At 63.8% G+C, this 22,170-nt stretch carries 24 protein-coding genes; 8 read left to right on the forward strand and 16 right to left on the reverse strand.

Translation table 11 applies throughout. From position 1 onward, the window contains the following. Positions 1 to 23: 23 nt before the first annotated feature. The 8 genes from EG244_RS05425 to EG244_RS05460 all read right to left on the reverse strand — a co-directional run bounded on the left by EG244_RS05425 (position 24) and on the right by EG244_RS05460 (position 7,803). A complete protein-coding gene (locus tag EG244_RS05425; RefSeq protein WP_199737802.1) occupies positions 24 to 1,523 on the reverse strand; it encodes a tripartite tricarboxylate transporter permease in 1,500 nt (499 codons plus the stop codon). Next, positions 1,520 to 1,978, reverse strand: coding sequence for a tripartite tricarboxylate transporter TctB family protein (locus EG244_RS05430; protein WP_124963998.1), 459 nt, complete (start codon positions 1,976 to 1,978; stop codon positions 1,520 to 1,522). Before EG244_RS05430 ends, EG244_RS05425 begins: the two co-directional genes overlap by 4 nt. Then, complete coding sequence (locus EG244_RS05435; protein ID WP_124963999.1) at positions 1,975 to 2,763, reverse strand: carboxymuconolactone decarboxylase family protein; 789 nt, start codon at positions 2,761 to 2,763, stop codon at positions 1,975 to 1,977. Before EG244_RS05435 ends, EG244_RS05430 begins: the two co-directional genes overlap by 4 nt. Then, positions 2,760 to 3,944 (reverse strand): SDR family oxidoreductase, encoded by a 1,185-nt coding sequence (locus EG244_RS05440; protein ID WP_124964000.1) that lies wholly within the window; start codon positions 3,942 to 3,944, stop codon positions 2,760 to 2,762. The genes EG244_RS05435 and EG244_RS05440 overlap by 4 nt, the downstream gene beginning before the upstream one ends. 22 nt (positions 3,945 to 3,966) lie before the next feature. Continuing rightward, the gene (locus EG244_RS05445) at positions 3,967 to 4,734 is read right to left on the reverse strand and encodes an SDR family NAD(P)-dependent oxidoreductase (protein WP_124964001.1); all 768 of its coding nucleotides are present in this window, start codon (positions 4,732 to 4,734) and stop codon (positions 3,967 to 3,969) included. A gap of 12 nt (positions 4,735 to 4,746) precedes the next feature. Next, complete coding sequence (locus tag EG244_RS05450) at positions 4,747 to 5,697, reverse strand: acyl-CoA dehydrogenase family protein (RefSeq protein ID WP_124964002.1); 951 nt, start codon at positions 5,695 to 5,697, stop codon at positions 4,747 to 4,749. Then, positions 5,694 to 6,905: an acyl-CoA dehydrogenase family protein gene (locus EG244_RS05455; RefSeq protein WP_124964003.1), complete on the reverse strand. Its 1,212-nt coding sequence runs from the start codon at positions 6,903 to 6,905 to the stop codon at positions 5,694 to 5,696. The genes EG244_RS05450 and EG244_RS05455 overlap by 4 nt, the downstream gene beginning before the upstream one ends. A gap of 127 nt (positions 6,906 to 7,032) precedes the next feature. Next, positions 7,033 to 7,803, reverse strand: coding sequence for an enoyl-CoA hydratase/isomerase family protein (locus tag EG244_RS05460; protein WP_124964004.1), 771 nt, complete (start codon positions 7,801 to 7,803; stop codon positions 7,033 to 7,035). A gap of 316 nt (positions 7,804 to 8,119) precedes the next feature. On the opposite strand from EG244_RS05460, the gene EG244_RS05465 reads away from it, so the two are divergent. Continuing rightward, the gene (locus EG244_RS05465; RefSeq protein WP_199737805.1) at positions 8,120 to 9,094 is read left to right on the forward strand and encodes a tripartite tricarboxylate transporter substrate binding protein; all 975 of its coding nucleotides are present in this window, start codon (positions 8,120 to 8,122) and stop codon (positions 9,092 to 9,094) included. A 132-nt stretch (positions 9,095 to 9,226) separates the two neighbouring features. On the opposite strand, the gene EG244_RS05470 is transcribed toward EG244_RS05465, so the two are convergent. After that, positions 9,227 to 9,823: a TetR/AcrR family transcriptional regulator gene (locus EG244_RS05470; protein ID WP_158617245.1), complete on the reverse strand. Its 597-nt coding sequence runs from the start codon at positions 9,821 to 9,823 to the stop codon at positions 9,227 to 9,229. 80 nt (positions 9,824 to 9,903) lie between these two features. Between EG244_RS05470 and EG244_RS05475 the strand changes: the two genes are divergently transcribed. Further along, positions 9,904 to 10,773 carry an SMP-30/gluconolactonase/LRE family protein gene (locus EG244_RS05475; protein ID WP_199737808.1) on the forward strand — a complete coding sequence of 290 codons (870 nt, stop codon included), beginning with the start codon at positions 9,904 to 9,906 and terminating at the stop codon, positions 10,771 to 10,773. Here the strand turns inward: EG244_RS05475 and EG244_RS05480 are convergent. From EG244_RS05480 to EG244_RS05505, 6 genes are all read right to left on the reverse strand, one after another. Continuing rightward, the gene (locus EG244_RS05480) at positions 10,764 to 11,597 is read right to left on the reverse strand and encodes a metal ABC transporter permease (RefSeq protein ID WP_124964006.1); all 834 of its coding nucleotides are present in this window, start codon (positions 11,595 to 11,597) and stop codon (positions 10,764 to 10,766) included. The genes EG244_RS05475 and EG244_RS05480 overlap by 10 nt on opposite strands. Continuing rightward, on the reverse strand, positions 11,594 to 12,457 hold the full coding sequence (locus tag EG244_RS05485; RefSeq protein WP_124964007.1) for a metal ABC transporter permease: 864 nt from the start codon (positions 12,455 to 12,457) through the stop codon (positions 11,594 to 11,596). The genes EG244_RS05480 and EG244_RS05485 overlap by 4 nt, the downstream gene beginning before the upstream one ends. Beyond that, positions 12,454 to 13,353 (reverse strand): manganese/iron ABC transporter ATP-binding protein, encoded by a 900-nt coding sequence (locus EG244_RS05490; RefSeq protein ID WP_124964008.1) that lies wholly within the window; start codon positions 13,351 to 13,353, stop codon positions 12,454 to 12,456. The genes EG244_RS05485 and EG244_RS05490 overlap by 4 nt, the downstream gene beginning before the upstream one ends. 41 nt (positions 13,354 to 13,394) lie before the next feature. Further along, positions 13,395 to 14,294, reverse strand: coding sequence for a metal ABC transporter substrate-binding protein (locus EG244_RS05495; protein WP_124964009.1), 900 nt, complete (start codon positions 14,292 to 14,294; stop codon positions 13,395 to 13,397). Between the two features lie 127 nt (positions 14,295 to 14,421). Further along, positions 14,422 to 15,339 carry a LysR family transcriptional regulator gene (locus EG244_RS05500; RefSeq protein ID WP_124964010.1) on the reverse strand — a complete coding sequence of 306 codons (918 nt, stop codon included), beginning with the start codon at positions 15,337 to 15,339 and terminating at the stop codon, positions 14,422 to 14,424. 48 nt (positions 15,340 to 15,387) lie between these two features. After that, on the reverse strand, positions 15,388 to 16,314 hold the full coding sequence (locus tag EG244_RS05505) for a 3-hydroxyacyl-CoA dehydrogenase family protein (protein WP_124964011.1): 927 nt from the start codon (positions 16,312 to 16,314) through the stop codon (positions 15,388 to 15,390). 162 nt (positions 16,315 to 16,476) lie between these two features. On the opposite strand from EG244_RS05505, the gene EG244_RS05510 reads away from it, so the two are divergent. Then, positions 16,477 to 17,811 (forward strand): aspartate aminotransferase family protein, encoded by a 1,335-nt coding sequence (locus EG244_RS05510; RefSeq protein WP_124964095.1) that lies wholly within the window; start codon positions 16,477 to 16,479, stop codon positions 17,809 to 17,811. 29 nt (positions 17,812 to 17,840) lie between these two features. Here the strand turns inward: EG244_RS05510 and phnF are convergent, their stop codons facing one another. Then, entirely contained in the window at positions 17,841 to 18,554 is a 714-nt protein-coding gene (gene phnF / locus EG244_RS05515) for a phosphonate metabolism transcriptional regulator PhnF (protein WP_124964012.1), read from the reverse strand. Positions 18,555 to 18,657: 103 nt separating this feature from the next. Between phnF and phnG the strand changes: the two genes are divergently transcribed. From phnG to EG244_RS05540, 5 genes are read left to right on the forward strand one after another with little or no spacing between them, the layout of a single operon-like run. Further along, positions 18,658 to 19,092, forward strand: a complete 435-nt coding sequence (gene phnG, locus EG244_RS05520) for a phosphonate C-P lyase system protein PhnG (protein ID WP_124964013.1) — start codon at positions 18,658 to 18,660, stop codon at positions 19,090 to 19,092. Then, on the forward strand, positions 19,089 to 19,652 hold the full coding sequence (gene phnH, locus EG244_RS05525) for a phosphonate C-P lyase system protein PhnH (RefSeq protein ID WP_124964014.1): 564 nt from the start codon (positions 19,089 to 19,091) through the stop codon (positions 19,650 to 19,652). The genes phnG and phnH overlap by 4 nt, the downstream gene beginning before the upstream one ends. Next, on the forward strand, positions 19,652 to 20,740 hold the full coding sequence (locus EG244_RS05530) for a carbon-phosphorus lyase complex subunit PhnI (RefSeq protein ID WP_124964015.1): 1,089 nt from the start codon (positions 19,652 to 19,654) through the stop codon (positions 20,738 to 20,740). The genes phnH and EG244_RS05530 overlap by 1 nt, the downstream gene beginning before the upstream one ends. After that, positions 20,737 to 21,330, forward strand: coding sequence for an HAD family hydrolase (locus tag EG244_RS05535; protein WP_124964016.1), 594 nt, complete (start codon positions 20,737 to 20,739; stop codon positions 21,328 to 21,330). The genes EG244_RS05530 and EG244_RS05535 overlap by 4 nt, the downstream gene beginning before the upstream one ends. After that, positions 21,327 to 22,169: an alpha-D-ribose 1-methylphosphonate 5-phosphate C-P-lyase PhnJ gene (locus EG244_RS05540; protein WP_124964017.1), complete on the forward strand. Its 843-nt coding sequence runs from the start codon at positions 21,327 to 21,329 to the stop codon at positions 22,167 to 22,169. The genes EG244_RS05535 and EG244_RS05540 overlap by 4 nt, the downstream gene beginning before the upstream one ends. Position 22,170 lies beyond the last annotated feature (1 nt).

The raw sequence follows: 22,170 nt of genomic DNA on the forward strand, positions 1-22,170 counted from the left end.
CCCGGCTGCAAAGGATTTTGACCTTATTTCTTCGTCAGCCGCAACAGCGCGGTGGTTGAGAACCAGATGATCATCGCCAGCGTCAGGAAGCCAAAGACCGCAGAGATCGGGCGCTCGATGAAGCTGGAGAATTCGCCCCCCGTCACGACCATGGCACGGCGGAAATGCTCTTCCAGCATCGGGCCGAGCACAAAGCCCAGCAGCAGCGTCGAGCCGTCAAAGCGCAGCATCTTCAGACCCAGGCCCACCAGACCAAAGGCCAGCAGGATGTAGATATCCATGATCTTATTCGAGACCGAATAGACCCCCACGCAGACACAGGCCACCATGATCGGAAACAGCAGGTGATAGGGCACCCGCAGCAGACGGACCCAAAGGCCGACCAGCGGAATGTTCAGGATCACCAGCAGCACGTTGCCGACCACGAAAGAGGCCACCAGCCCCCAGAAGAGGCTCGGGTTTTCCGAGATCACCGCCGGGCCCGGAACGATGCCATGCACCATCAGAACGCCCAGCATGATCGCCATAACCGCGTCCCCGGGGATGCCCAGCGACATGGTGGGGATGAAAGCGGTCTGTACAGCGGCGTTATTGGCCGCCTCAGGCGAAGCCACGCCCTCAATCGCGCCTTTGCCGAAACGCTCAGGCGTTTTCGAGATCTTCTTTTCCAGCGCATAGGACAGGAAGGTCGCGATCACACCACCGGTGCCCGGCAGCGCGCCAAAGAACGACCCCACACCCGTGCCGCGCAGCATCGGCATGGCCGAGGCTTTCATATCCGCCTTCGAGGGGATCATCGAGCGCAGGGTGATCTTTTCATCGGTCACGGTGCCTTCAGGACCACCGCGGGCGGCGGTGATGATCTCGGGCAGACCAAAGAGACCCATGGCGATCGCCACCAGCGACAGCCCGTCAAAAAGATCCGGCGAGCCAAAGGTGAACCGCTCAGCGCCCGAGTTCAGATCAAGGCCAACGACGCCCAGCAGCATGCCGGTGAAGACCATGATCAGCGATTTCAGCGGCTGCCCGGTCGAGAGCATCGAGGCTGCGATCAGACCAAAGGCCATCAGCATGAAATAGTCCTGCGGACCAAACTGCATGGCAACAGTGGCCAGCGGCACGGTCAGCACCGCCAGCAGCACCGCCCCCAGGAAGGAGCCCACGAAGGACGCAATCGCGGTGATGAACAGCGCCTGACCGGCTTTGCCGTTCTTCGCCATCGGATAGCCGTCGAGCGTGGTGATGACCGAGGTCACCGTGCCCGGCAGGTTCAGCAGGATCGAGGCCGTCGAGCCGCCATAGGCCGCGCCATAATAGATCCCCGACAGCATGATGACCGCGAAGGTCGGATCAATATGGAAGGTGATCGGCATCAGAATGGCGAGGGTCGCCATGGTGCCCAGCCCCGGCAACACACCGACCACAGTGCCCAGCAGAACCCCGATGGTGCAGTAAAGCAGACCATCAAAGGACAGCGCGACACTGAAGCCGAGCGCGATATTGGAAAGCAGACCGTCGCTCACAGCTGGAACACCTTCATGCTGAGCCCGAGGGCATAGATGAATACGACGCAGCTCACACCGGCGGTGATGGCTGAGAGGATGACCGAGCGCACCACATTGCGGTTGTCAGACGCGAAGGTCGACAACAGAACCGCCACGAAGAGCGCCGGGAAAAGCCCGTTGCGTTCGATGAGAACCGCAAAGGAAATCAGCGAGGCCGAGATCAGCAGCACCGACGAAAGTGCCGGTCGGTCAGAGCCGAACTGCGTGCCGGGCTTTTTCAGTGTCAGGACGGCCAGCAGACCGCCCAGCAGAATAAGGCCCAGGCCGATCAGTCGCGGGAAATATCCCGGTCCCATATCGCGCAGCGAGCCCATGTCGTAATCGGCCGAAGCCGCGATAACCCAGATCCCCAGTGCGAGGGTGATCCCCGCCCCGAGAAGATCGGGTAGTCTTGATTGAAGACTTGTGTTCATGCCTTCCTCCTCTCCGCCGGCACTGCCGGGTTCTGATGCGCCGCACCGCTCTGAGATGTGGTCAGATGCTCTTCCAGCAGGGTTGCGCCAAGTGCGGTGCCATGCACCGCAAGATGCGCTCCCAGTTGGATCGCCTGCAAAATCTCAGCCCGGTCCACCCCGCCATCGAGCGCGATGCGGATGTGCCGGCGAAGGCTCTCCTCATTGCGGCCGGTGAAACAGGCGTTGAGCGCGATCTCAATGAGCGTCCGCTCGGTGGGGCGCAGCCCCTCCATGGGATCGCCATATTCCAAAAAGCCCAAAAGAACATCCAGATAGCCCGGATCAAGCTGGGCCAGTGCCGCCACATGGCGGGCGTTCTCAGGAAAAATCGCCGCCACCCGCGCGCGCTGCTCTGAGGGCAGATGGCAGGTCTCGGGCAGTCCGGCTTCTTCGGCCAGGATCGAGACGCCGCTATAGACCGCCTCCAGACCCTGGGCCGCCACCAGATGCAGCACATCCAAAATATCGGCAGGCGTCGCCCCCGCCTTCATCGCCAGATCGAGATGGGTTTTGATCCCGGCGGTGAACAGATGCGTCGAAGAGGCATCGAGCGCCACATAGATCAGCTCAATCATCCGCGCGGACATCGGGCCGGTGCGGGCGGGGTAGCCCGCATAGGTCGCATAGCGGCGCAGGAACTCGGGGTTGATCCGCAGGATCGTCTCGGTCCAGGGCCGCCAGTAGCCGCGCTCAGCGATGAAATAGGCTTTGATGGCCTGCTGCTCGGGGGTCAGATCAATCATTGGCCAAGGCTCCCGAGATCAAGCACCTGGCCGGTGAGGAACTGCGCCTCAACCCCGGCCATCCAATGCAGCACGCCCGCCACTTCCTGGGCGGAGATATGGGGTGCCACCTGCAGCGCATTGATGCGCAGCCCGGTCGCGCCAAATTCGCAGGCAAGCGTCGCCACCGCCATCTTTGCCGCCGCATGATCGCCCGCCCCGCGCAGATCGCCGGGAGCGGGCGGCAGCACCAGCGTCAGGCTGGCCGGACGCGAGCCGGCTTTGACAAAGTCCGCCGCCGCCGCATGCAGCCCGGCATAGCAGGCCCCGGCATCCAGACAGCGGATCTGCGCCTCATAGGCGCCGTCTTCGGGCAGATAGGCCGCAAGCTCCGGCTCATTTTGCACAAGATATGTCGTGCCTTCGGCCCAGACCGCCAGTTCCGGCGCGCCCTGACTGTCAAAGCGGATCGAGCCGCCAAAGACCCAGGAGGCCCCGTCAAGCGCCACAAAGCTGCCCGAAAGCGGTGCCGCCTCCGGCGAGGCCAGGAAGGTCAGCCCCCGCGCCATCTCCGTCGGAGAGGCCATACGGGCCATGGGGATCTTTGCCGTGGCGCTGGTGGGATCAATCCGGCCCTCAGCGATCAGCGCCTCAACCAGTTCGGTGCGCACAAAGCCGGGGCACAGAACGGTCACGCAAAGATCGGGGCGGGCTTTGGCCAGTGCGCGCGACTGCGCGATCAGCGCGGCTTTGGTGGGGCTGTAAGCGCCGCGAAAGGGAATGGCGCGAAGCCCCGCACCCGAGGCCACATTGACGATCCGCGCCCCCGGCTCCAGCCGCTCAGAGAGTGCTTCAACGAGGCGCAGCGGTGCCTCAAGGTTCAGCGCGAAAAGCCGTGCGCCCTGGTCGGGGCTTTGCTCGGCCAAAGGCACGCCCGAGGGATCGGACATGCCGGCATTATTGATGATGGCCGAGACCGGACCCGCAACCTGCGCCACTTCCGCGAAAGAGGCCGGATCCGTCAGATCAAGCGCCAGACCGAGATGACGCTCCGCGCCCCCCGGCAGGCTTTTGATCACCTCAGAGAGGCGCGCGCCATCGCGGTCGAGCAGCAGACAGGCGTGGCCTGCGGCTGCAAACAGCTCTGCGGCAGCCCGGCCAATGCCGGATGCGGCTCCCGTCAGAACAATACGTCCGGTCATGGCGCTCCCCCCTGCCCGTGCATCAGATATTGGTGAAGGTCACACCGCCATCCACGACCAGCGCCTGGGCGGTGATAAACTCCGCCTGCGGGCTTGCGAGATAGCAGATCGCCTGGGCGATATCGGTGACGGTCCCCAGACGACCCATCGGGGTCGCGGCGATACGCTTGTTGTCGCGTTCTTCGTTGCGGTTGCGCTGCGTGCCTTCGGTCGGCACCGCCGAGGGGCAGACCGCGTTCACCCGGATTTTGCGCGCACCAAGCTCGGCACCCGCCGCGCGGGTGATCCCGAGGATCCCCGATTTGATGCCCGAATAGACCACCGAATTCAGCGTCGAGCGCACCGCAGCCGTAGAAGCCACATTGACGATCGCGCCGCCGCGCTCCGCGTCCATCGCCTCGGTCGCCGCCTGGATCGCCCAGATCACGCCCTTGAAGCCCACATCGAGCATCCGGTCGACGGTTTCCGGCATGATCTCCGGCACCGACTGATAGCGCACCCAGGCCGCGTTATTGACCAGGATGTCGAAACGGCCACCCTGCGCTTTGGCAGCAGCCACAGCGCCCTGAATGCCTTCACGGGTGCCGACATTGGCGGTGACGCCAAAGGCTTTGCCACCGGCAGCGGTGATCTCCTCAACGGTCGCGTCAACGAATTCCTGCTTCAGATCGTTGACGGCCACGGTGGCACCGCGGGCCGCCATCTGAAGGGCGGTCTCACGCCCGATGCCATTGCCGGCACCGGTGATCAGCGCCACAAGGCCTTCCATATCGCGTGCGATTACGGTCATGCGAAATCCCCCTCAGGCAGCGTCGATGAAAGCGCGGCCGATGGCGCGGGTCTGAGCCCCGGCCTGCAGCGCGGTCTCAATTTTGCGCACATCGCGCAGCGAATAATGCAGCGGCAGCTCTTCGGTGAAGCCCATGCCGCCGTGCAGATGCACCGCTTTTTCCACCACGAAAACCGCGTTCGACAGCGCACCGGTCAGCGCGGTTTCAATGGCGCGGCTTTCCGCGAATTCATTGTCGAGAAGCGCGCGGCGCAGACGGGCAATCGCCGCTTCCGTGCCCAGCTTCATGCGCGCAAGGTGGTGACGCACCGCCTGTTTCGCCGAAAGCGGGCGGCCAAACTGCACGCGCTGCGCCAGATACTCCGCCGAGCGGTTCAGCGCGCCTTCTGCCGCACCATTCACAAAGGCCGCAAAGAGGATCGTCACATCGCGCTTCAGCGCCGCATAACCGGCTGCATCGAGACGCGCGAGAACCGTAGCCCCTTCCAGACGCGCGAAGCCCGAGGGGGCCTCCGGGTCCAGCGTGGCATCGGCTTCCACGGTGACCGACGCGAGATCGATCAGCGCCGCACCCTCACCCTCGGCCACCAGCATCACATCTGCGGTGGTCGCAAAAGCGGCGCGGGCGGCAAAACCTGCCTCCAGCGCGCCTGCAAAAGCGATGGTGCCGGTCAGCGCGCCACCCAGAAGGGCCTCACCCTGTTCCGTGCCGGCGAAAGCGCGGGCCAGCACAATCTGCTCAACAATCGGGAAGCGCAGCTGCTTTTCACCGGCGGTCTGGGCGACCGGGACCGAGAATGCGATCCCCAGACCCATGCCACCGTGATCTTCATCCACCGAGACCGAGAAGAGCCCGGCTTCGGCCAGAACATCCCGGGTCGCATCCGGGCGCGACTGGGCGTCGAGGATGGCAGCGCCTGCGGCTTCTGCGAATTCTTCGGGCGAGAGGCTGTCGTCGCTCATGCTTTCAGCTCCGTCGGCAGGTTAAGGATACGCTGGGCAATGATGTCGCACTGCACCTCAGAGGTGCCGGCATAAATCGTCTCAGCGCGGGCAAAGAGATATCCGGTGGTGAAATGCTTTTTCGCACGCTGCGCCAGCGCCGAATTCAGCGGCGTCACCCCCGAGATCAACTCATAGGCGAAGCCCATGAAGCTCTGGTGGGTTTCCGACCACGACAGCTTTGACAGCGAGCCGCGCGCACCGATCGGCGCACCGCCCATCATCTGATCCACCGCCCGCTCGATCAGACCTTTCAGGCCGTCGATTTCCGTCACGATCTGACCGATGCGCTTTTGCACATCCGCCTCTTCCAGCTTTTGTGCGAGGTCCGGATCGGACTTCAGCGCCTTCACCAGGAACTTCAGCTCCGCCTCAAAGCGCCAGGGGCGATACATGCGGTTGGTCGCACGCTCAATCGAGAGCACGCGGATCGCCGCCGACCAGCCCTCATCCGGGGCACCCAGACGGGCGTCATCGGCGATGACGACATCATCAAAGAAGACTTCCGCAAAGCTGTCTTTGCCGTCGATCGATTTGATGTTCACCACGCGGATACCGGGCGTGTTCATCGGAACCGCAAACATCAGCATGCCGCGGTGCTTGTCCGCCACGGTGCCGGTGCGGGTCAGCAGCAGGCAGTAATCGGCCTTGGCCGCACCTGAGGTCCAGATCTTCTGGCCGTTGACGCGCCAGGAGCCGTCTTCCTGCTGCACCGCACGGGTGCGCAGACGGGCCAGATCCGAGCCCGCTTCGGGCTCTGAGAAGCCCTGGCACCACATATGCGACATGGTCAGGATATTGGGCAGGAAGTGGTTCTTCTGCGCCTCGGTGCCCACGGCCATGATGACCGGACCCGCAAGCTCTTTGCCGATCGAGCCCACCGATTCCGGCATCAACAGGGCGCCAACCTCTTTGTTGACCGCCAGATGCTCGCGCAGCGACAATCCGTGGCCACCGTATTCTTTCGGCCAGGTCATGCCCCAGAGGCCCGCCTTATGCATCGCGGCTTCCCAGACGCGGGCTTCCTCCAGCGAGGGATATTTGAAATCCAGGCTGTCGGCCTGCAGGGTCGAAGGCAGGTTCTCTGCCAGCCACTTGCGGGCATGGGCGCGGAAAGCGCCGCGATCCGTGGCCGGATCAGGCAGGGTCACATTGGTGTCAAAACTCATGGCAGGCCTCAGTGTTGCCGGGGGGTCCGGCCCCAAAGAGCCACACCCGCGCGTCTGTGCATCGGCGCGCCCTTCCATCTGTCCGGGAAGGGCGCGTGAGGGTCGCAGAAGCGACGTAAAGGCGGGCTCAGCGGCCCTTAAAAACGGGTTTGCGCTTTTCGAGGAAAGCCATACGCGCTTCGCGGGCATCCTCGGTTTTCGCCAGCGCCATGGTGAATTCCTGCTCAAAGCGGTAGGCATCGCGCTGCGGCATGACATCAACCATATTGGCCGAACGCTTGGCATAGATGGTCGCAAGCGGCGCTTTCGAGGCGATCTCACGCGCCAGCTCCATGCAGACCGGCAGCAGCTCATCCGCGGGCAGCACGTCTTCAATCACATTGCGCTTCAGCAGATCATGGGCCGAGAGACGCTGACCGGTGAAGAACATCCGCCGCATGGTCGAGCGGCCAAAGAGCGTCTTCAGCATCGACGCACCACCGGCCAGACCGACGTTGATCTCCGGCATGCCCACGGAAGCCTCTTCCGAGGCGTAGATGATGTCACAGGCCGCCACCAGCGCGAAGCCCGCACCAAGCGCCGTGCCATTCAGCGCGGCAATCACCGGCTTGGCACATTCGCGGATGGCATTGGTGGTTTCGCGGGTGATGCGGTTGTGCTCAAGGAAGTCGCCCGCAATGTCAGCCGAGGGGCGGTCTTTCAGATCAGCGCCCGCGCAAAAGGCTTTGCCGGTGCTGGTCAGAACCGCACAGCGGATGTCCTCACGCTCAGAGATGGCATCGAAGGTCGCGACGATCTGCCGCCGCATGTCCCGGCTCAGCGCATTCACCGGAGCCCGGTCCAGCGTGACCAGAGCCACGTAGTCCGACACTTCAAGACGAACGAATTGGTCTGCCATTGATAACCTCCCCATCAACTGACCGATCGGTCAGGGCTGGTTTTGGCTATAATTGCGGCACAGTGGGAACAAGCCTGCGCGGCCCGTTCAACCCGCAGAACAGATCTGCAGCAAATGCAGCACAGAGCACTGGCATCAATGATTGATCACCTTTCTCACCCCCAGGCTCAATGTGCCGTAACGTCACAGCCGACGCCGCAGTTGACCTTCCTCATCGCTTCACTTTACCGCAGGCCCCGCAAAGGCGACGTTCACGTCAACCGGAAACCGACCACTCGGTCAGCCCTGCCCTTGCACCCATGACGGAGGGGAAAAGATGATCCTTACACTGACGCGCCGCACCTTCACTGCAGCCCTCACCGCCGCAGTTGCCCTTAGTGCCCCGCTCGCAGCCGCGGCCTCCGACAAGCCGCTGACCATTGTCGTGCCCTATGCCGCAGGCGGCACGAATGACGCTTTCGCCCGTATGCTCGCGGACGGCATGGCCAAAGAACTTGGCCGCAACGTCTTTGTAGAGAACAAACCTGGCGCCAATGGCATCATCGGCGCCACCTTTGTCGCAAAATCCAAAGCAGACGGCTCGACCCTGCTTCTGGGCGGCACCGGTCCGGTCTCGCTGAACACCATGCTGCGTGCGAAACTGCCCTATAAGCTGGAGGATTTCGCCTCTGTCGCCATGATGTTCGATGGCCCGCTGACCATCACCGTGCCGACAGAGCTGGGCGTCAATTCGGTCGAAGAACTGGCCGAATGGTCGAAAACCAACGGAAAGCCGGTGCGTTACGGCACGCTCGGCCCCGGCTCCGTGACCGATCTCTACGGCGCGATCTTTGGCAAAACCTTCGGCCTTGATGTCCGCGCCGTCGCCTATAAAAACAACCCCTCCTCGCTGGTCGATCTGATCGGCGGTCAGGCGGAGATGTCGAACGCCACGCCCATTGCGCTCACTGAATATGTCAAAACCGGCGATCTCAGGATGCTCGCCCTGACCACCGCAGAACGCGATCCCGCCTTCCCGGAGGTGCCTTCCGTGGCCGAACTCGGCTATCCGCAACTTCAGGCGACCTATTGGACGGCGCTTCATGCCCCCGCAGGCACGCCGCAGGAGATCATCGACAGCCTCTCAGCCGCGGCCGTAAAAACCGTGCAATCTGAGGCCTACCGCGACCTCCTGTCGAAAAACGGTCAATATGAAAAAGCCGGCGGCCCCGAGGCACTGGATGCACAGCTCGCCAAAGACAAAGAGGTCTGGGGCAAAGTGATCGAAGACCAGGGCCTCAAACTGAACTGAGCGCCACCCCCGCCCGCTTTGGCTTTTTAAAATACTCCCGGGCGGGGTCCGGGGAGGGCAGGCAGCCCTCCCCGGGGCTGCTTAAAAGGCCAAAGCCCGGCCGGTAAAGACCCCCGAATCAGCCAGGCCGCCTCAGTCTGCCTCCCCCCGGGGCGTAATGCCAAAGGCGATCATGCGGTAATATTCCCCCGCGATCTCCGCCGCATCGCGGCTGCCTGCGGGGTTATACCAGCGATACATCCAGTTCAGCGACGACAGAATCATCCGCCCCGCAAGCCGGACATCGCTCACCTGAAACTCGCCGCGCTTCACACCGTCTTCCAGAATCCGCCGCAGCATATGCTCAAAGGAATCGCGCCGCAGTTTCATCTGCAGCGACATCTGCGCCTCATTTGAGGTCCAGAACTCCTGCGAGGCCGAAATCCAGGACAGCCGGTTTTCCTCAAAAAAGGTCGCCGTGGTCCGCATAAAGACCTCCAGCTGCTCCGAGGCCGTGGCGTCTTTCGGAAGCGCCCTGGCCACCGCCTCATTCAACCCCAGCCCGGACTGCGAGGTGATTCGGGTGAAAATCTGATATTTGTCGGTAAAATGGTGATATAATAAAGACTTAGAGACCCCGGCGCCTTGAGCAATGTCGCGCATCGAGGTGGCTTCATATCCCCTGGAGGCGAAAAGCTCTGCGGCGGTCTCTAAAATGGCTGTGACCTTGTCTGCGGATGGTTCCCGCATTTTCCCCCTCATGCTGGCGGCGCTCCTCCCGCTGCTTTAAGGGAGGCGCAGCCTGTGAACAACTGCCGGAGGGAGCCGTCATGCCGCTGCACATTGAGCGTTTCGGGAGTTTCCACACCGATCTCGGCGAATGCCCGATGTGGGACGGCGAAAAGCTGTGGATGATGGACTGCCGCAAGGGCCTGATCGTCTCGCTCGATCAAAACGGCGCGGTGACGCTCCAGGCAGAGGTCCCGGCCCCGGCAGGCTCCTTCGCGCTGCGTCAGGGCGGCGGTCTGGTTGTCGCCCTGCGCGATGAGGTGATTCTCATCGATCCCGATGGCAGCCGCCAGACTGTGGGCCGCCTTGAGGTGCATCACCCGAATATGCGGCTCAATGACGGCGCGGCCATGCCCGACGGCAGCTTTATCCTTGGCACCATGCACACGCTGCGCGCGCCGGGCGAGGCGCCGCTGGGCGGCATCTACCGCCTTGGGACCGATCACAGCTTCACCCGCATCGGCCCGGCCCTGGGCGTGGCGAACGGGCCGCTGATCCATCCGGCAAGCGGGCTTTTTACCATCTGCGACAGCACCGCCCGCCGCGCCGAAAGCTATGAGTTCGCGGCCGATGGCACCCTTGGCCCGGCGCAGCTTTATGCCGATTTCACCGCGCTGAACTCTCCGCCCGACGGCTGCTGTCTTGATGACGAGGGCGGGTTCTGGACCGCGCTTGTGACGGCTTCGGCACTTGTGCGGCTGGATGCGGCAGGTCAGGTCACGCAGCGCATTGATGTGCCGGTGAAACATGCCGCTGCGCTCTGCTTTGGCGGGCCGGATTTGAGTGATCTTTACCTCACCACCATCTCCGACAGCGGCCGACTGAAGGCCGACGGCCCGCTTGACGGGGCCGTGCTGAAGATCACCGGACACGGCCGCCGCGGCCTGCCACTGGATCTTTATCAGGGCTGAGTGGTCGCCCGCGCGATCTGCAGCCGCCGCCAGGCAAAGGCCAGCAAAAACAGCGCGGTCAGCACCAGAATGATCGTCGCCCCCGGCGCCGAATCGAGAAAGAAGCTGAGGTAAATTCCGCCGCACATCGACAAAAGTGAGGCGGCGGAGGCCACCACCAGCATCTTGCCAAAGCTGCGCACCAGCAAAAAGGCAATCGCCCCCGGCGCGATCAGCAGCCCCACCGCCAGAATAAGACCCGTGGCCGAAAGCGTGGCCACCACCATCAGCGACAGCGCCGTTAAAAGCCCGTAGTGCAAAAGCCCGGTCCTCAGCCCCGAGGCTTTCGCCTGCACCGTGTCAAAGGCCTGCAGCATCAGGTCTTTCCACTTCAGCACCAGAAAAGCCGCCACCGGCAGTCCGATCAGGGCCGAGGTGCGCAGATCCTCCGGCCCGATGCCAAGGATATTGCCGAAAAGAATGTGATCGAGATGCAGCCCCGAGCCGATGGCCGTATGCAGCACGATCCCCACGCCGAACATGCCCGAGAAGACCACCCCCATCACGGTGTCCTGCCGCACCCGGCTGTTGCCCGCCAGCCAGCCGGTCGAGAGCGTGGTCAGCATCCCCGCCAGAAAGGCCCCGAGGATCAGCGGAGCCCCCGCCACCCAGGCCAGAACGATCCCCGGCAGCACGGCATGCGAGACCGCATCCCCCATCAGCGCCCAGCCTTTCAGCACCAGAAAGCAGGACAACAGTCCCGCCGGCACGCTGAGAAGCAGCGCCACATAAAAGGCATTCTGCATGAAGGGAAAGACAAAGGGAAAGGTCAGCGCCTCGATCATACCCCGGCCTCCGCGCGCAGGGCCTCAGCCGCTTTGCGCCTGAGGGCCAGATGCCCGTGTTTGGGCGCAAAGAAGAAGGCCAGCAGGAAGACAAGCGTCTGCAGGCAGACGATAATCCCGCCCGTCGCCCCGTTCAGAAAATAGCTCAGATAGGCGCCGATAAAGCAACTCAGCGTGCCGATCAGAACCGAAAGCCCGATCAGCCGCGAAAAGCGGTCGGTCAAAAGGTAAGCCGTGGCCCCGGGCGTGACGACCAGCGCGATGACCAGAAAAGCCCCCACCGTCTGCATCGCCGCCACCACACAGGCCGAGAGCAGCGTGAAGAAAATCCCCTTCAAAAGCCCCGGACGCAGCCCGATCGAGCGCGCATGGCTTTCGTCAAAAAAGACCACCATCAGATCTTTCCACTTCAGCGTCAGGATCAGCAGCGACACCCCGGCAATGAGCACCAGTTGCAGCGTATCTCCCGGAGTGATCGCCAGAATATTGCCCATGGTGATGGTCTGCACCGAGATCGAGACCGGCGAGACCGAGATCATGAAAAGCCCAAGCCCGAAAAAGGCGCTGAAGATCAGCCCGATAATCACATCAGACTTCAGCCCGCTGCGATCGGAAAGCACCAGCATGGCCAGCGCCGCCAACCCGCCTGAGAGAAAGGCCCCCAGCGCGAAGGGCAGCCCCAGCATATAGGCCCCCGCCACCCCGGGCACGACAGAATGCGACAGCGCATCGCCGATCAGCGACCAGCCCTTCAGCATCAGATAGGCCGAAAGAAAGGCGCAGACCCCGCCCACCAGGGCCGAGACCCACATGGCGTTCAGCATATAGCCATAGGTGAAGGGCTCCAGCAGCAGGCTCATGGTGCCTCCCCACCCTGCCCCGTGGTCCGGGTCTGATGACCATATTGCACCAGCGGACGCTCATCATCGGACAGGATTGAGACATGGCGCGGATCATCGTCGTCATGCAGATCCCGACCACTCAGGGTCATGCGGCGCAGCACGCCGCCGAAGGCCGTCTCAAGGTTCTCATGGGTGAAGGTGGTGGCGGTCGGCCCATAGGCCAGCACGGTCCCCTTCACCAGCACCACCCGGTCGCAGAACTCGGGCACCGAGCCGAGATTATGGGTGGAGACCAGCATCACCCGGCCCTCATCGCGCAGCTCTCGCAGCAGCTGAATGATCTGCTCTTCGGTGCCGACATCGACGCCGGTGAAAGGCTCATCGAGCAGGATCACCTGGCCGTTCTGCGCCAGAGCGCGGGCCAGAAAGACCCGCTTTTTCTGCCCGCCCGACAACTCACCAATCTGGCGGTGGCGATAGTCCAGCATATTGACCCGGGCCAGTGCCGTGGTGACCGCCTCATGATCGACGGCTTTGGGGCGGCGCAGAAAGCCCATATGGCCATAGCGGCCCATCATCACCACATCCTCGACCAGCACCGGAAAGGTCCAGTCGACCTCCTCAGACTGGGGGACATAGGCAACGAGGTTTTTGCGCAAAGCTTCCGGCACCGTCAGGCCCAGCAGGCGGATCTCGCCCTTCGCCAGGGGCACGAAGCCCATGATGGATTTAAAGAGCGTGGATTTCCCGGCCCCGTTGACCCCCACCAGCGCGGTCACCGTGCCTTTGGGAATGCGAAAGCTGGCATTGCGCAGCGCGGTCAGCCCGTTGCGATACGTGACGGTGACCCCTGCTGCCAGGATGCCGCTGCCATCTGAAGGGTCGTCCTGCGCAGGCGTGATAGTCTGGCTCATGATCTTTTCATTCGCTGGCTCAGCCGGAGATCCGGTCGCGCTCATTCTGTGGCAGGTGCAAGGCCGTCTGCAATGGTCCGCGCAGTGACCTGCAGCAGCTCGAGATAGCCCGGAACCGGGCCATCGGCCTCGGAGATGCTGTCGACATAAAGCGCGCCGCCATAGATCGCCCCGGTTTCACGGGCGACCTGCTCTGCCGGGGCGGCACTGACGGTGCTTTCGCAAAAGACGGCCGGAATATTATGCGCGCGCACGCCGTCGATCACCGCCTTCACCTGCTGCGGCGTGCCGGTCTGATCGGCATTGATCGGCCAGAGATAAAGCTCTTTCAACCCGAAATCGCGGGCGAGATAGCTGAAAGCCCCCTCACAGGTCACCAGCCAGCGGCGGTCTTCGGGCAGAGCCGCGATGCGGTCGCGCAGCGGGCCCAGGGCCTCTTTGAGCTGCTCTTTGTAGGCGGCGGCATTGCTGTGATAGATCGCCGCATTCTCCGGATCTTTTTGCGCAAAGGCACGCTCAATATTGTCGATGTAGATCAAAGCGTTCTCAAGGCCCATCCAGGCATGGGGATTGGGCTTGCCGCTATAGGCGCCCTCCGAGATGGCGATCGGCTCAATCCCTTCGCTGACGGTGACCGAGGGCACCTCGCCGAGGTTGCGCAGAAACTGCTCAAACCACAGCTCAAGGCCCATGCCGTTCCACAGGATCAGATCCGCACCATAGGCCCCGACGATATCGCGGGGCGTCGGCTCATAGCCGTGGATTTCGGCACCGGGCCGCGTGACGGAGACCACCTCTGCCGCCTCGCCCGCCACCTGACGGGCCATATCTGCGATCACCGTGAAGGTGGTGACCACCTTCATCTTCTCCGCCTGCGCCGCCCCGGGCAATGCGGCAGCAAGGGTGAGAGCCCCGGCCAGGCAGTAGGTTTTCAACGTCATTCTGAAGTCTCCGTTTCCCCGCATAAATGCAAATGCAAATCATTCTCAAAAGTCAACGGTGAGGCTGCACCCGCGCGCCCGGACACCCATATTTGTGATCAAGGGTTACAGGTCTGTGACGTTTCGCTTAAATTTCCGGCAAAGAGCGGCGGGACTGCGGACGGACCTGCGACAAAAGCCAGGACTGCAGCGCCAGGGCCGCGGGATTGGTCTGCCGGCCTTCGGGAATCACCACGTAATAGCTGTTCTCGGTCACCGTCGGCTCGACATCGAGGGCGACCAGATCGCCCGCCGCCATTTCGCGCTCGATGAGATATGAGGGCAAAAGCGCGGCCCCCAGCCCCGCGCTGACAGCCGCGATAATCAGCGCGAACTGATCAAACCGCATCCCCGCCCAGGCGGTCTGATCCGGAAGACCCCGCGCCGCAAACCAATCCGCCCAGAGCGAGGGCCGCCCCGACATATGCAAAAGCGGCAGCCCGGTCAGATCCTGCGGCTCTTCAAACCGGCAGCGCGCCGCGAAATCGCGCGAGACCACCGGCACCACCGCCTCGCTGCAAAGATAGGTTGCGACGGCATCGGGCCAGATGCCCTGACCATAATGGATCGCCAGATCCAGCGACGTTTCGGCGAAGTTAAACGGCCCGTCCCGGGTTTCCAGCGCCAGGGCAAGGCCGGGATGCGTGGCGGTGAAATTCTGCAGCCGCGGCACCAGCCAGCGCGCCCCGAAAGCCGGCAGCACCCCCACCCGCAACACCTGCTGCGCCGGAGACAGCGACAGCGCCCCGGTCATCATATCCTCGGCGTTGCGCAGCAGGCGGCGGACCTGGGGCAAAAGCCGCTCTCCCGCCTCGCTCAGCACCACCCTCTGGCGCACGCGCTCAAAGAGCCGGTGGCCGATGCGCTCTTCAAAATCGCGGATCTGACGGCTGACCGCGCTTTGCGTGAGGTTCAATTCCTCAGCCGCGCGCGAGAAATTCTCGTGCCGCGCGGCGCATTCAAAGGTCTGAAGGGCGGCGAGATCGGGCAACAGGCTGCGGCGCATGGCGACCCCCGGCAAGGCTTTTCTGCGCGTGCTTTGCCACGAAAGCCCTTACTGCGGCAAGCGCCCGCCCGTCAGCGCCGCCAGAATTGCCCGGTCCCGGGTGGCGGCCAGATCGCTGATGCTCTGGCCCGCCAGCATGGCACTGACCCCTTCGGCGATCTTTGCGCGCACCCCGGGCGTCAGATCGGGTCGGCCGAGATCATCCCACCAGCTTTGCATGGGATCCCCGAGGTGCTGCAGAAAGCCCGCCATCCCCGCCGCCCCACCGCCTAAGTGAAAAAGCGTCGAGGGCCCCATGACCGACCAGCGCAGCCCCGGCCCTGCGGTCATCGCCTTGTCGATTTCGCCGAAATCCGCGACGCCGCTGAGCGCCAGATGCACGGCTTCGCGAAAAACGGCGGCCTGCAGGCGGTTGGCGATATGGCCGGTGACCTCGCGGTTCAGCCGCACACAGGTCTTGCCCAGCGAGGTGTAAAACCGCTCGGCCTGCTCAAGCACCCCGGCCCGCGTCGCAGGGGTGCCCATCAGCTCCACCAGCGGGATCAGATGCGGCGGATTGAACGGATGGGCCAGGATCAGCCCGCCCGCATCCGGCAGAGCTTTCGCCATTTCCGAGAGTTTCAGCCCCGAAGAAGAGGTTGCCAAAGTCGCCTCTTTCTTCAGCAGCGGCGCAATCCGTGCAAAAAGACTGTGCTTGACCTCCAGCCGCTCAGGGGTGTTTTCCTGAATGAAGTCAGCCGTTTCAACCGCCTCTTCAGCGCGGGTGACAAAGCGGATGCGCGACAGATCCCCCGCCCCCTCCCAGCCGAGCGCCCGCAGCACGGGGGCCGCCTCTTCGACAAAGCGAGCCAGCTTTTCCTCAGCCTCGGCCTCGGGATCAGCCACCACCACCTGCCGCCCGGAGGCTGCAAAAAGCGCCGCCCAGCTGGCGCCGATCACCCCCGCGCCCAGCACGGCAATCTGCGGAAATTCCATCCTCTTCCCCTCTCAGTCTGCGTCTTAAGGCTAGGGCGGGCAAAGCAGCAAAACCAGCCTTTCCTCTGGACGCACGGCCCAGGATCGCGTCAAATCACCGCAGCCTGGCGGGTGCTGCCTGCCCCTGCTGCAATTTCACCTGAGGTAGAGACCGTGTCTGATCTGACCCCCCGCCCGAATTCGCTCGAAGCCCGCGACATCGCTGCGCATCTGCACCCCTATACCAACCAGCGCAAAGCCGAAGCCGAAGGCGCGCTGATGATCGAGCGCGGTGAGGGGATCTATGTCTTCGACACCAACGGCAAACGCTATATCGAGGGGATGGCGGGCCTGTGGTCCGTGGCCGTGGGCTTTAATGAGCCGCGCCTGGTGGAAGCGGCTGCAAAGCAGATGTCGAAGCTGCCCTATTACCACACCTTCACCCAGAAGGGGCATGAGCCCGCCACCCTGCTGGCCGAAAAGCTGCTGGAAATGGCGCCGGTAAAAATGTCGAAAGTGCATTTCACCAACTCAGGGTCTGAGGCCAATGACACGGCCATGAAGATGATCTGGTACCGCGCCAACGCGCTCGGCCAGCCGGAGAAGAAAAAGATCATCGCCCGCATCAAGGGCTATCATGGCGTGACCATTGCTTCGGCCAGCCTGACGGGTCTGCCGAACAACCACCGCTCCTTTGATCTGCCGCTGCCGATGGTGAAACACACCCTCTGCCCGCATTACAAAGCCTTCGCCGAAGCCGGTGAGACCGAGGCGCAATTCGTGGCGCGTCTCGCAAAAGAGCTCGAAGATCTGATCCTCGCGGAAGGCCCCGAGACCGTCGCCGCCTTCATCGGCGAGCCGGTGATGGGCGCAGGCGGTGTGATCATCCCGCCGGAAGGCTATTGGGCCGCCATTCAGGCCGTGCTGAAGAAATACGACATCCTGCTGATCGCCGATGAGGTGATCTGCGGCTTCGGACGCACCGGCAATATGTTCGGCTCGACCACCTATGGGATGGAGCCCGATATCCTCGTCTGCTCGAAGCAGCTGACCTCGTCTTATCTGCCGATGTCGGCGATTCTGGTGAACGATCGGGTCTATCAGCCGCTGGCGGACGAATCGCAAAAGATCGGCACCTTTGGCCATGGTTTCACCGCCGCCGGTCACCCGGTGGCCGCTGCCGTGGCGCTGGAAAACCTGAAGATCATCGAAGAGCGCGATCTGGTCGGCAATGTCCGCGCGCTGGCGCCGAAATTCGCCGCCCGTCTGGCGAAGCTGGCTCAGCATGAGCTGGCCTTTGATGCCCGTTCGGTCGGCCTTATCGGCTGCCTGGAGCTGAAGCCCCAGGAGGGCGCGGTCGGCGCACGCGGCGCGAAGCTGGTCGGTCTGCTGCAGGAGCAGGGCCTGATTTCGCGCGCCATCGGCGACACTCTGGCGCTTTGCCCGCCGCTGGTCATCACCGAGGCGCAGATTGATGAGCTGTTCGACGCCTTTGAGGCGGCTCTCGCACAGATGTAAGCACGTCCGGCCGCCCCCCGGGGCGGCCGTCAGCTGTCGGGGGCCAGCGTCAGGGTGATGCGGTCTCCGGCAAACCAGGTCCGGCCATATTCGACCGGCTGCCCCGCACCATCCACATTCACCGCATCTGAGCGCAGCAGCGGGGCGCCTTCGGCCAGCTCCAGCGCCAGGGCCAGCGTGCCGCGCGCGATCCGCGCCGTGATCCGCGTCGCACTGCGGGTGTAATCCGCCACCCCGCAGGCCGCGAGCGCAAGCGTCACCGACTGCCGCGCAGCGATCTCTTCGCAAAGCCCCGGCAGCGGCCCGGCGGGAAAGACCGAGCGAAACACCGCCACCGGCTGGCCATCGATCAGCGAGATCCCCTCCACCACATGCACCAGAGCGCCCGGCTCCAGCGCCAGGGCCTCAGCTTCGCGCGGATCGGCGGCGCGGGTCTCAGAGCGGGTAAAGCGGCGCGAGGGGCTGCGCCCGGACGCCAGCACATTCTGATGAAAGCGGGTGCGGCGGCTCAGCGGATAATCCGTGGGTTTTGACGCCACAAAGGTCCCCGCCCCACGCCTTGTGCGCACGATGCCCCTTTGGACCAGATCCGCCAGCGCCTGCCGCACGGTATGGCGGTTCACCCCGAAACGCGCGGCCAGATCCGCCTCGGTCGGCAGGCGGTCGCCGGGGTGATACTGCCCGGCCGCGATCTCTTCTGAAAGGGTGCCCGCAATGGCGCGCCACAAGACTTTCCGACCCATAATGTCTCACTGCCACAAAAGTTTCACTTGCCGGTTTGTGACGCGGATCCTAACATTTGTCTAGTTGTCTATATAGACATCTTCCGAAGATGTTGAGGTTTTCATGCCCGCCACTGCACGGCAAAGCTGGCTCTCACTGCTTGCCAAATCCCCTCCGGCGCGGCTTGCGGCGCTGTTTCCTGAGCTGCCGCCGCATCTGGTGCTGCGCGCCCCTGAGATCGGCTCTGTCATGGTGCAGGGCCGCACGGGCGGCACCGGCGCGCCCTTTTCGCTGGGCGAGATGACGGTGACCCGCGCCTCGCTGCAACTGGACTGCGGAAGCGTGGGGCACGCCCTGGTGCAGGGCCGCGACCGCGACCACGCGCTGCGCACGGCGGCCCTTGATGCGCTGATGCAGACCGCCGCCGCCCCGACCCTTGAGGCAGAGGTTCTCACCCCCCTGCGGGCTGAGGCAGAGGCGCGACAGGCCGCCCGCGCCGCAAAGGCCGCTGCCACCCGGGTTGAGTTTTTCACACTGATGCGCGGAGAAGACGCATGACACGTCTGACCGGGGGCTTCATCGATCCCGCCACAGAAGCGGCCACAGGCTTTCGCGCCGTTCTGGAAGCCATGGCACGGCCGGGACGCATCTTTGATGTGACGGGTGCTGCGCCACCTGCGCCTTTGTCGGTGGCGGCAGGCGTGGTGCTGCTGACGCTCTGCGATCATGAAACGCCGCTGTTTCTGGCCGGGCGCTATGACTGCGCGGAGGTCCGGGCCTGGATCGCCTTTCACTGCGGCGCGCCCTTTGCTGCGCCCGAAGCAGCCGCCTTTGCGCTTGGCGACTGGCAGGATCTGCAGCCCGTCAGCCGCTTTCGCGCCGGCGAGCCCGCCTATCCCGACCGCTCCGCCACCCTTCTCGTTGAGCGCAGCGCGCTTGCGGCACAGGGCCACCGCCTGAGCGGCCCCGGCATCCGCGATCACGCCCTGCTGAACCTGCCCGAGACCGCAGCGTTTCAGGTCAATCACGCCCGCTTTCCGCTGGGCTTTGATGTGATTTTCACGGCCGGGGCGCAGCTTGCAGCCCTGCCGCGCAGCACCCGCACGGAGGCGCTCTGATGTATGTGGCCGTTAAAGGGGGCGAGCGCGCGATTGATGCCGCCCATGCCTGGCTTGCGGAAGAACGCCGCGGCGATCCAGCGGTCCCGGACCTCAGCCCGGCGCAGATCCGCGAACAGATGAGCCTCGCGGTCAACCGCGTCATGGCCGAGGGCTCGCTTTATGATCCCGACCTCGCAGCTCTCGCGCTGAAACAGGCGCGGGGCGATCTGGTGGAGGCGGTCTTTCTGCTGCGCGCCTATCGCACCACCCTGCCGCGCTTTGGCACTTCGCGCCCGGTCGATACCGCGCAGATGGCGGTGACGCGGCGGATCTCGGCCACCTTCAAGGACCTGCCGGGCGGGCAAATCCTGGGGCCGACCTTTGATTACACCCACCGCCTGCTCGATTTCGCCCTGGCCGCCGAGGGGCTGGCACCGCCGCCCCCCGCCCCGGTGGCAGAGCCCTCAAGCGATCCCCTGCCCCATGTCACCGCCCTTCTGGGCCTCGACGGGCTGATCGAAGAAGAGCCCGCCTCCGACACCCCCGCCCCCGACCTCACGCGCAGCCCGCTGCAGCTTCCCGCCAGCCGTGCGCTTCGCCTTCAGGCGCTGGCCCGCGCGGATGAGGGGTTTCTTCTGTCGCTCGCCTATTCCACCCAGCGCGGCTATGGCCGCACCCATGCCTTTGTCGGAGAGCTGCGCATCGGCACCGTCGCGGTGGAGGCGGATCTGCCGGAGCTGGGTTTCGCCATTGAGATCGGCGAGATCGAACTGACCGAATGCGAAAGCGTGAACCAGTTCAAAGGCTCAAAGACCGAGCCTGCGCAGTTCACCCGCGGCTATGGTCTGGTCCCCGGCCAGTCCGAGCGCAAGGCCATCTCGATGTCGCTGGTCGACCGCGCCCTGCGCTGGCAGGAGCTGGGCGAGGATTTCACCGGCGCTCCGGCCCAGGACGAAGAATTCGTCCTCAGCCATTGCGACAATGTGCAGGCCACCGGCTTTCTCGAACACATCAAACTGCCGCATTACGTCGATTTCCAGGCCGAGCTTGAACTGATCCGCCGCCTGCGCGCCGCCGCCGGATCCGGGGCGGAGCCACAGGAATGAATATCATCTTTGACATCGGCAATGTGCTGATCGCCTGGGATCTGCACCGCGCGTTTGACGACGCCTATCCAGAGGCGGCTGAGTTTGACGCCTTTTTGCAGCGCACGGGGTTTTACGCGCTGAACCTGCGCGCCGATCAGGGCACCGCTTTCGCCGATCTCGCCCGCGCGGTCAGTGAGCCGACGGATGCCGCACTGATCCGCAGCTATCCGGCCCGCTTTGCGCGCAGCATTGCCGCTCCGGTCCCCGGCAGCTGGCAGATCCTGCGGGATCTGAAGGCCCGCGGCCACCGCATCCATGCGATCACCAATTGGTCGCAAGAGACCTGGCCCGAGGCGCTGCGGCTGCACCCCGATCTGGCCAGTACCTTTGAATGTCTGGTGATCTCGGGGCGCGAGGGGCTTTTGAAGCCCGATCCGGCGATCTTCCGGCTCTTTTGTGCGCGCGCGGATGTCGCGCCGCAGGACTGCCTGTTTATTGACGACCTCCCCGCCAATACCGCCGGGGCGAAAGCCGCCGGTATGGACGCCCTTCCCTTTACCGGCGCAGCAGATCTGCGCCGCGAGCTGACCCTGAGGGGGCTTTTATGAGCGGCTATAACTTCGCTTACCTCGATGAGCAGACCAAGCGCATGCTGCGCCGCGCTTTGCTGAAGGCGCTGGCCATTCCCGGCTATCAGGTGCCCTTTGCCTCGCGCGAAATGCCGATGCCCTATGGCTGGGGCACCGGCGGCGTGCAGGTGACTGCCGCCTGCCTGACGCCGCAGGACCGGCTGAAAGTGATCGATCAGGGCGCGGATGACACCACCAATGCGGTCTCGATCCGGCGCTTTTTCGAACGCACGGCCGGGGTTGCGACCACCACCTCCACTGCAGAGGCCACGGTGATCCAGACCCGCCACCGCATCCCTGAGCAGCCTTTGCAGGAGGGGCAGATCCTGGTCTATCAGGTGCCGATCCCCGAACCCCTGCGCTTCCTTGAGCCGCGTGAAACCGAGACCCGCCGCATGCATGAGCTGGAAGACTACGGCCTGATGCATGTGAAGCTTTATGAGGACATCGCGCGGCATGGCGAGATTGCCACCGCCTATGCCTATCCGGTGAAGGTCGGGGGGCGCTATGTCATGGACCCCTCTCCGATCCCGAAATTCGACAACCCGAAATTAAACGGCAATCCCGCCATTCAGCTTTTCGGGGCCGGGCGAGAGTGCCGCATCTATGCGCTGCCGCCCTATACCGAAGTGGTGCCGCTGGACTTTGAGGATCACCCCTTCCGTCCGGGCCGCGCCGATCACAGCTGCGCGCTTTGCGGGGCGCAGGAGAGCTATCTTGATGAGCTCATCACCGATGACCGCGGCACGCGGCTTTACTGCTGCTCCGACACCGATTTCTGCGCCTCTCGTCAGGCCCCATCCGCAACGGAGGCCTGAG

Source organism: Falsigemmobacter faecalis, from assembly GCF_003863335.1.
Lineage (GTDB): Bacteria > Pseudomonadota > Alphaproteobacteria > Rhodobacterales > Rhodobacteraceae > Wagnerdoeblera > Wagnerdoeblera faecalis.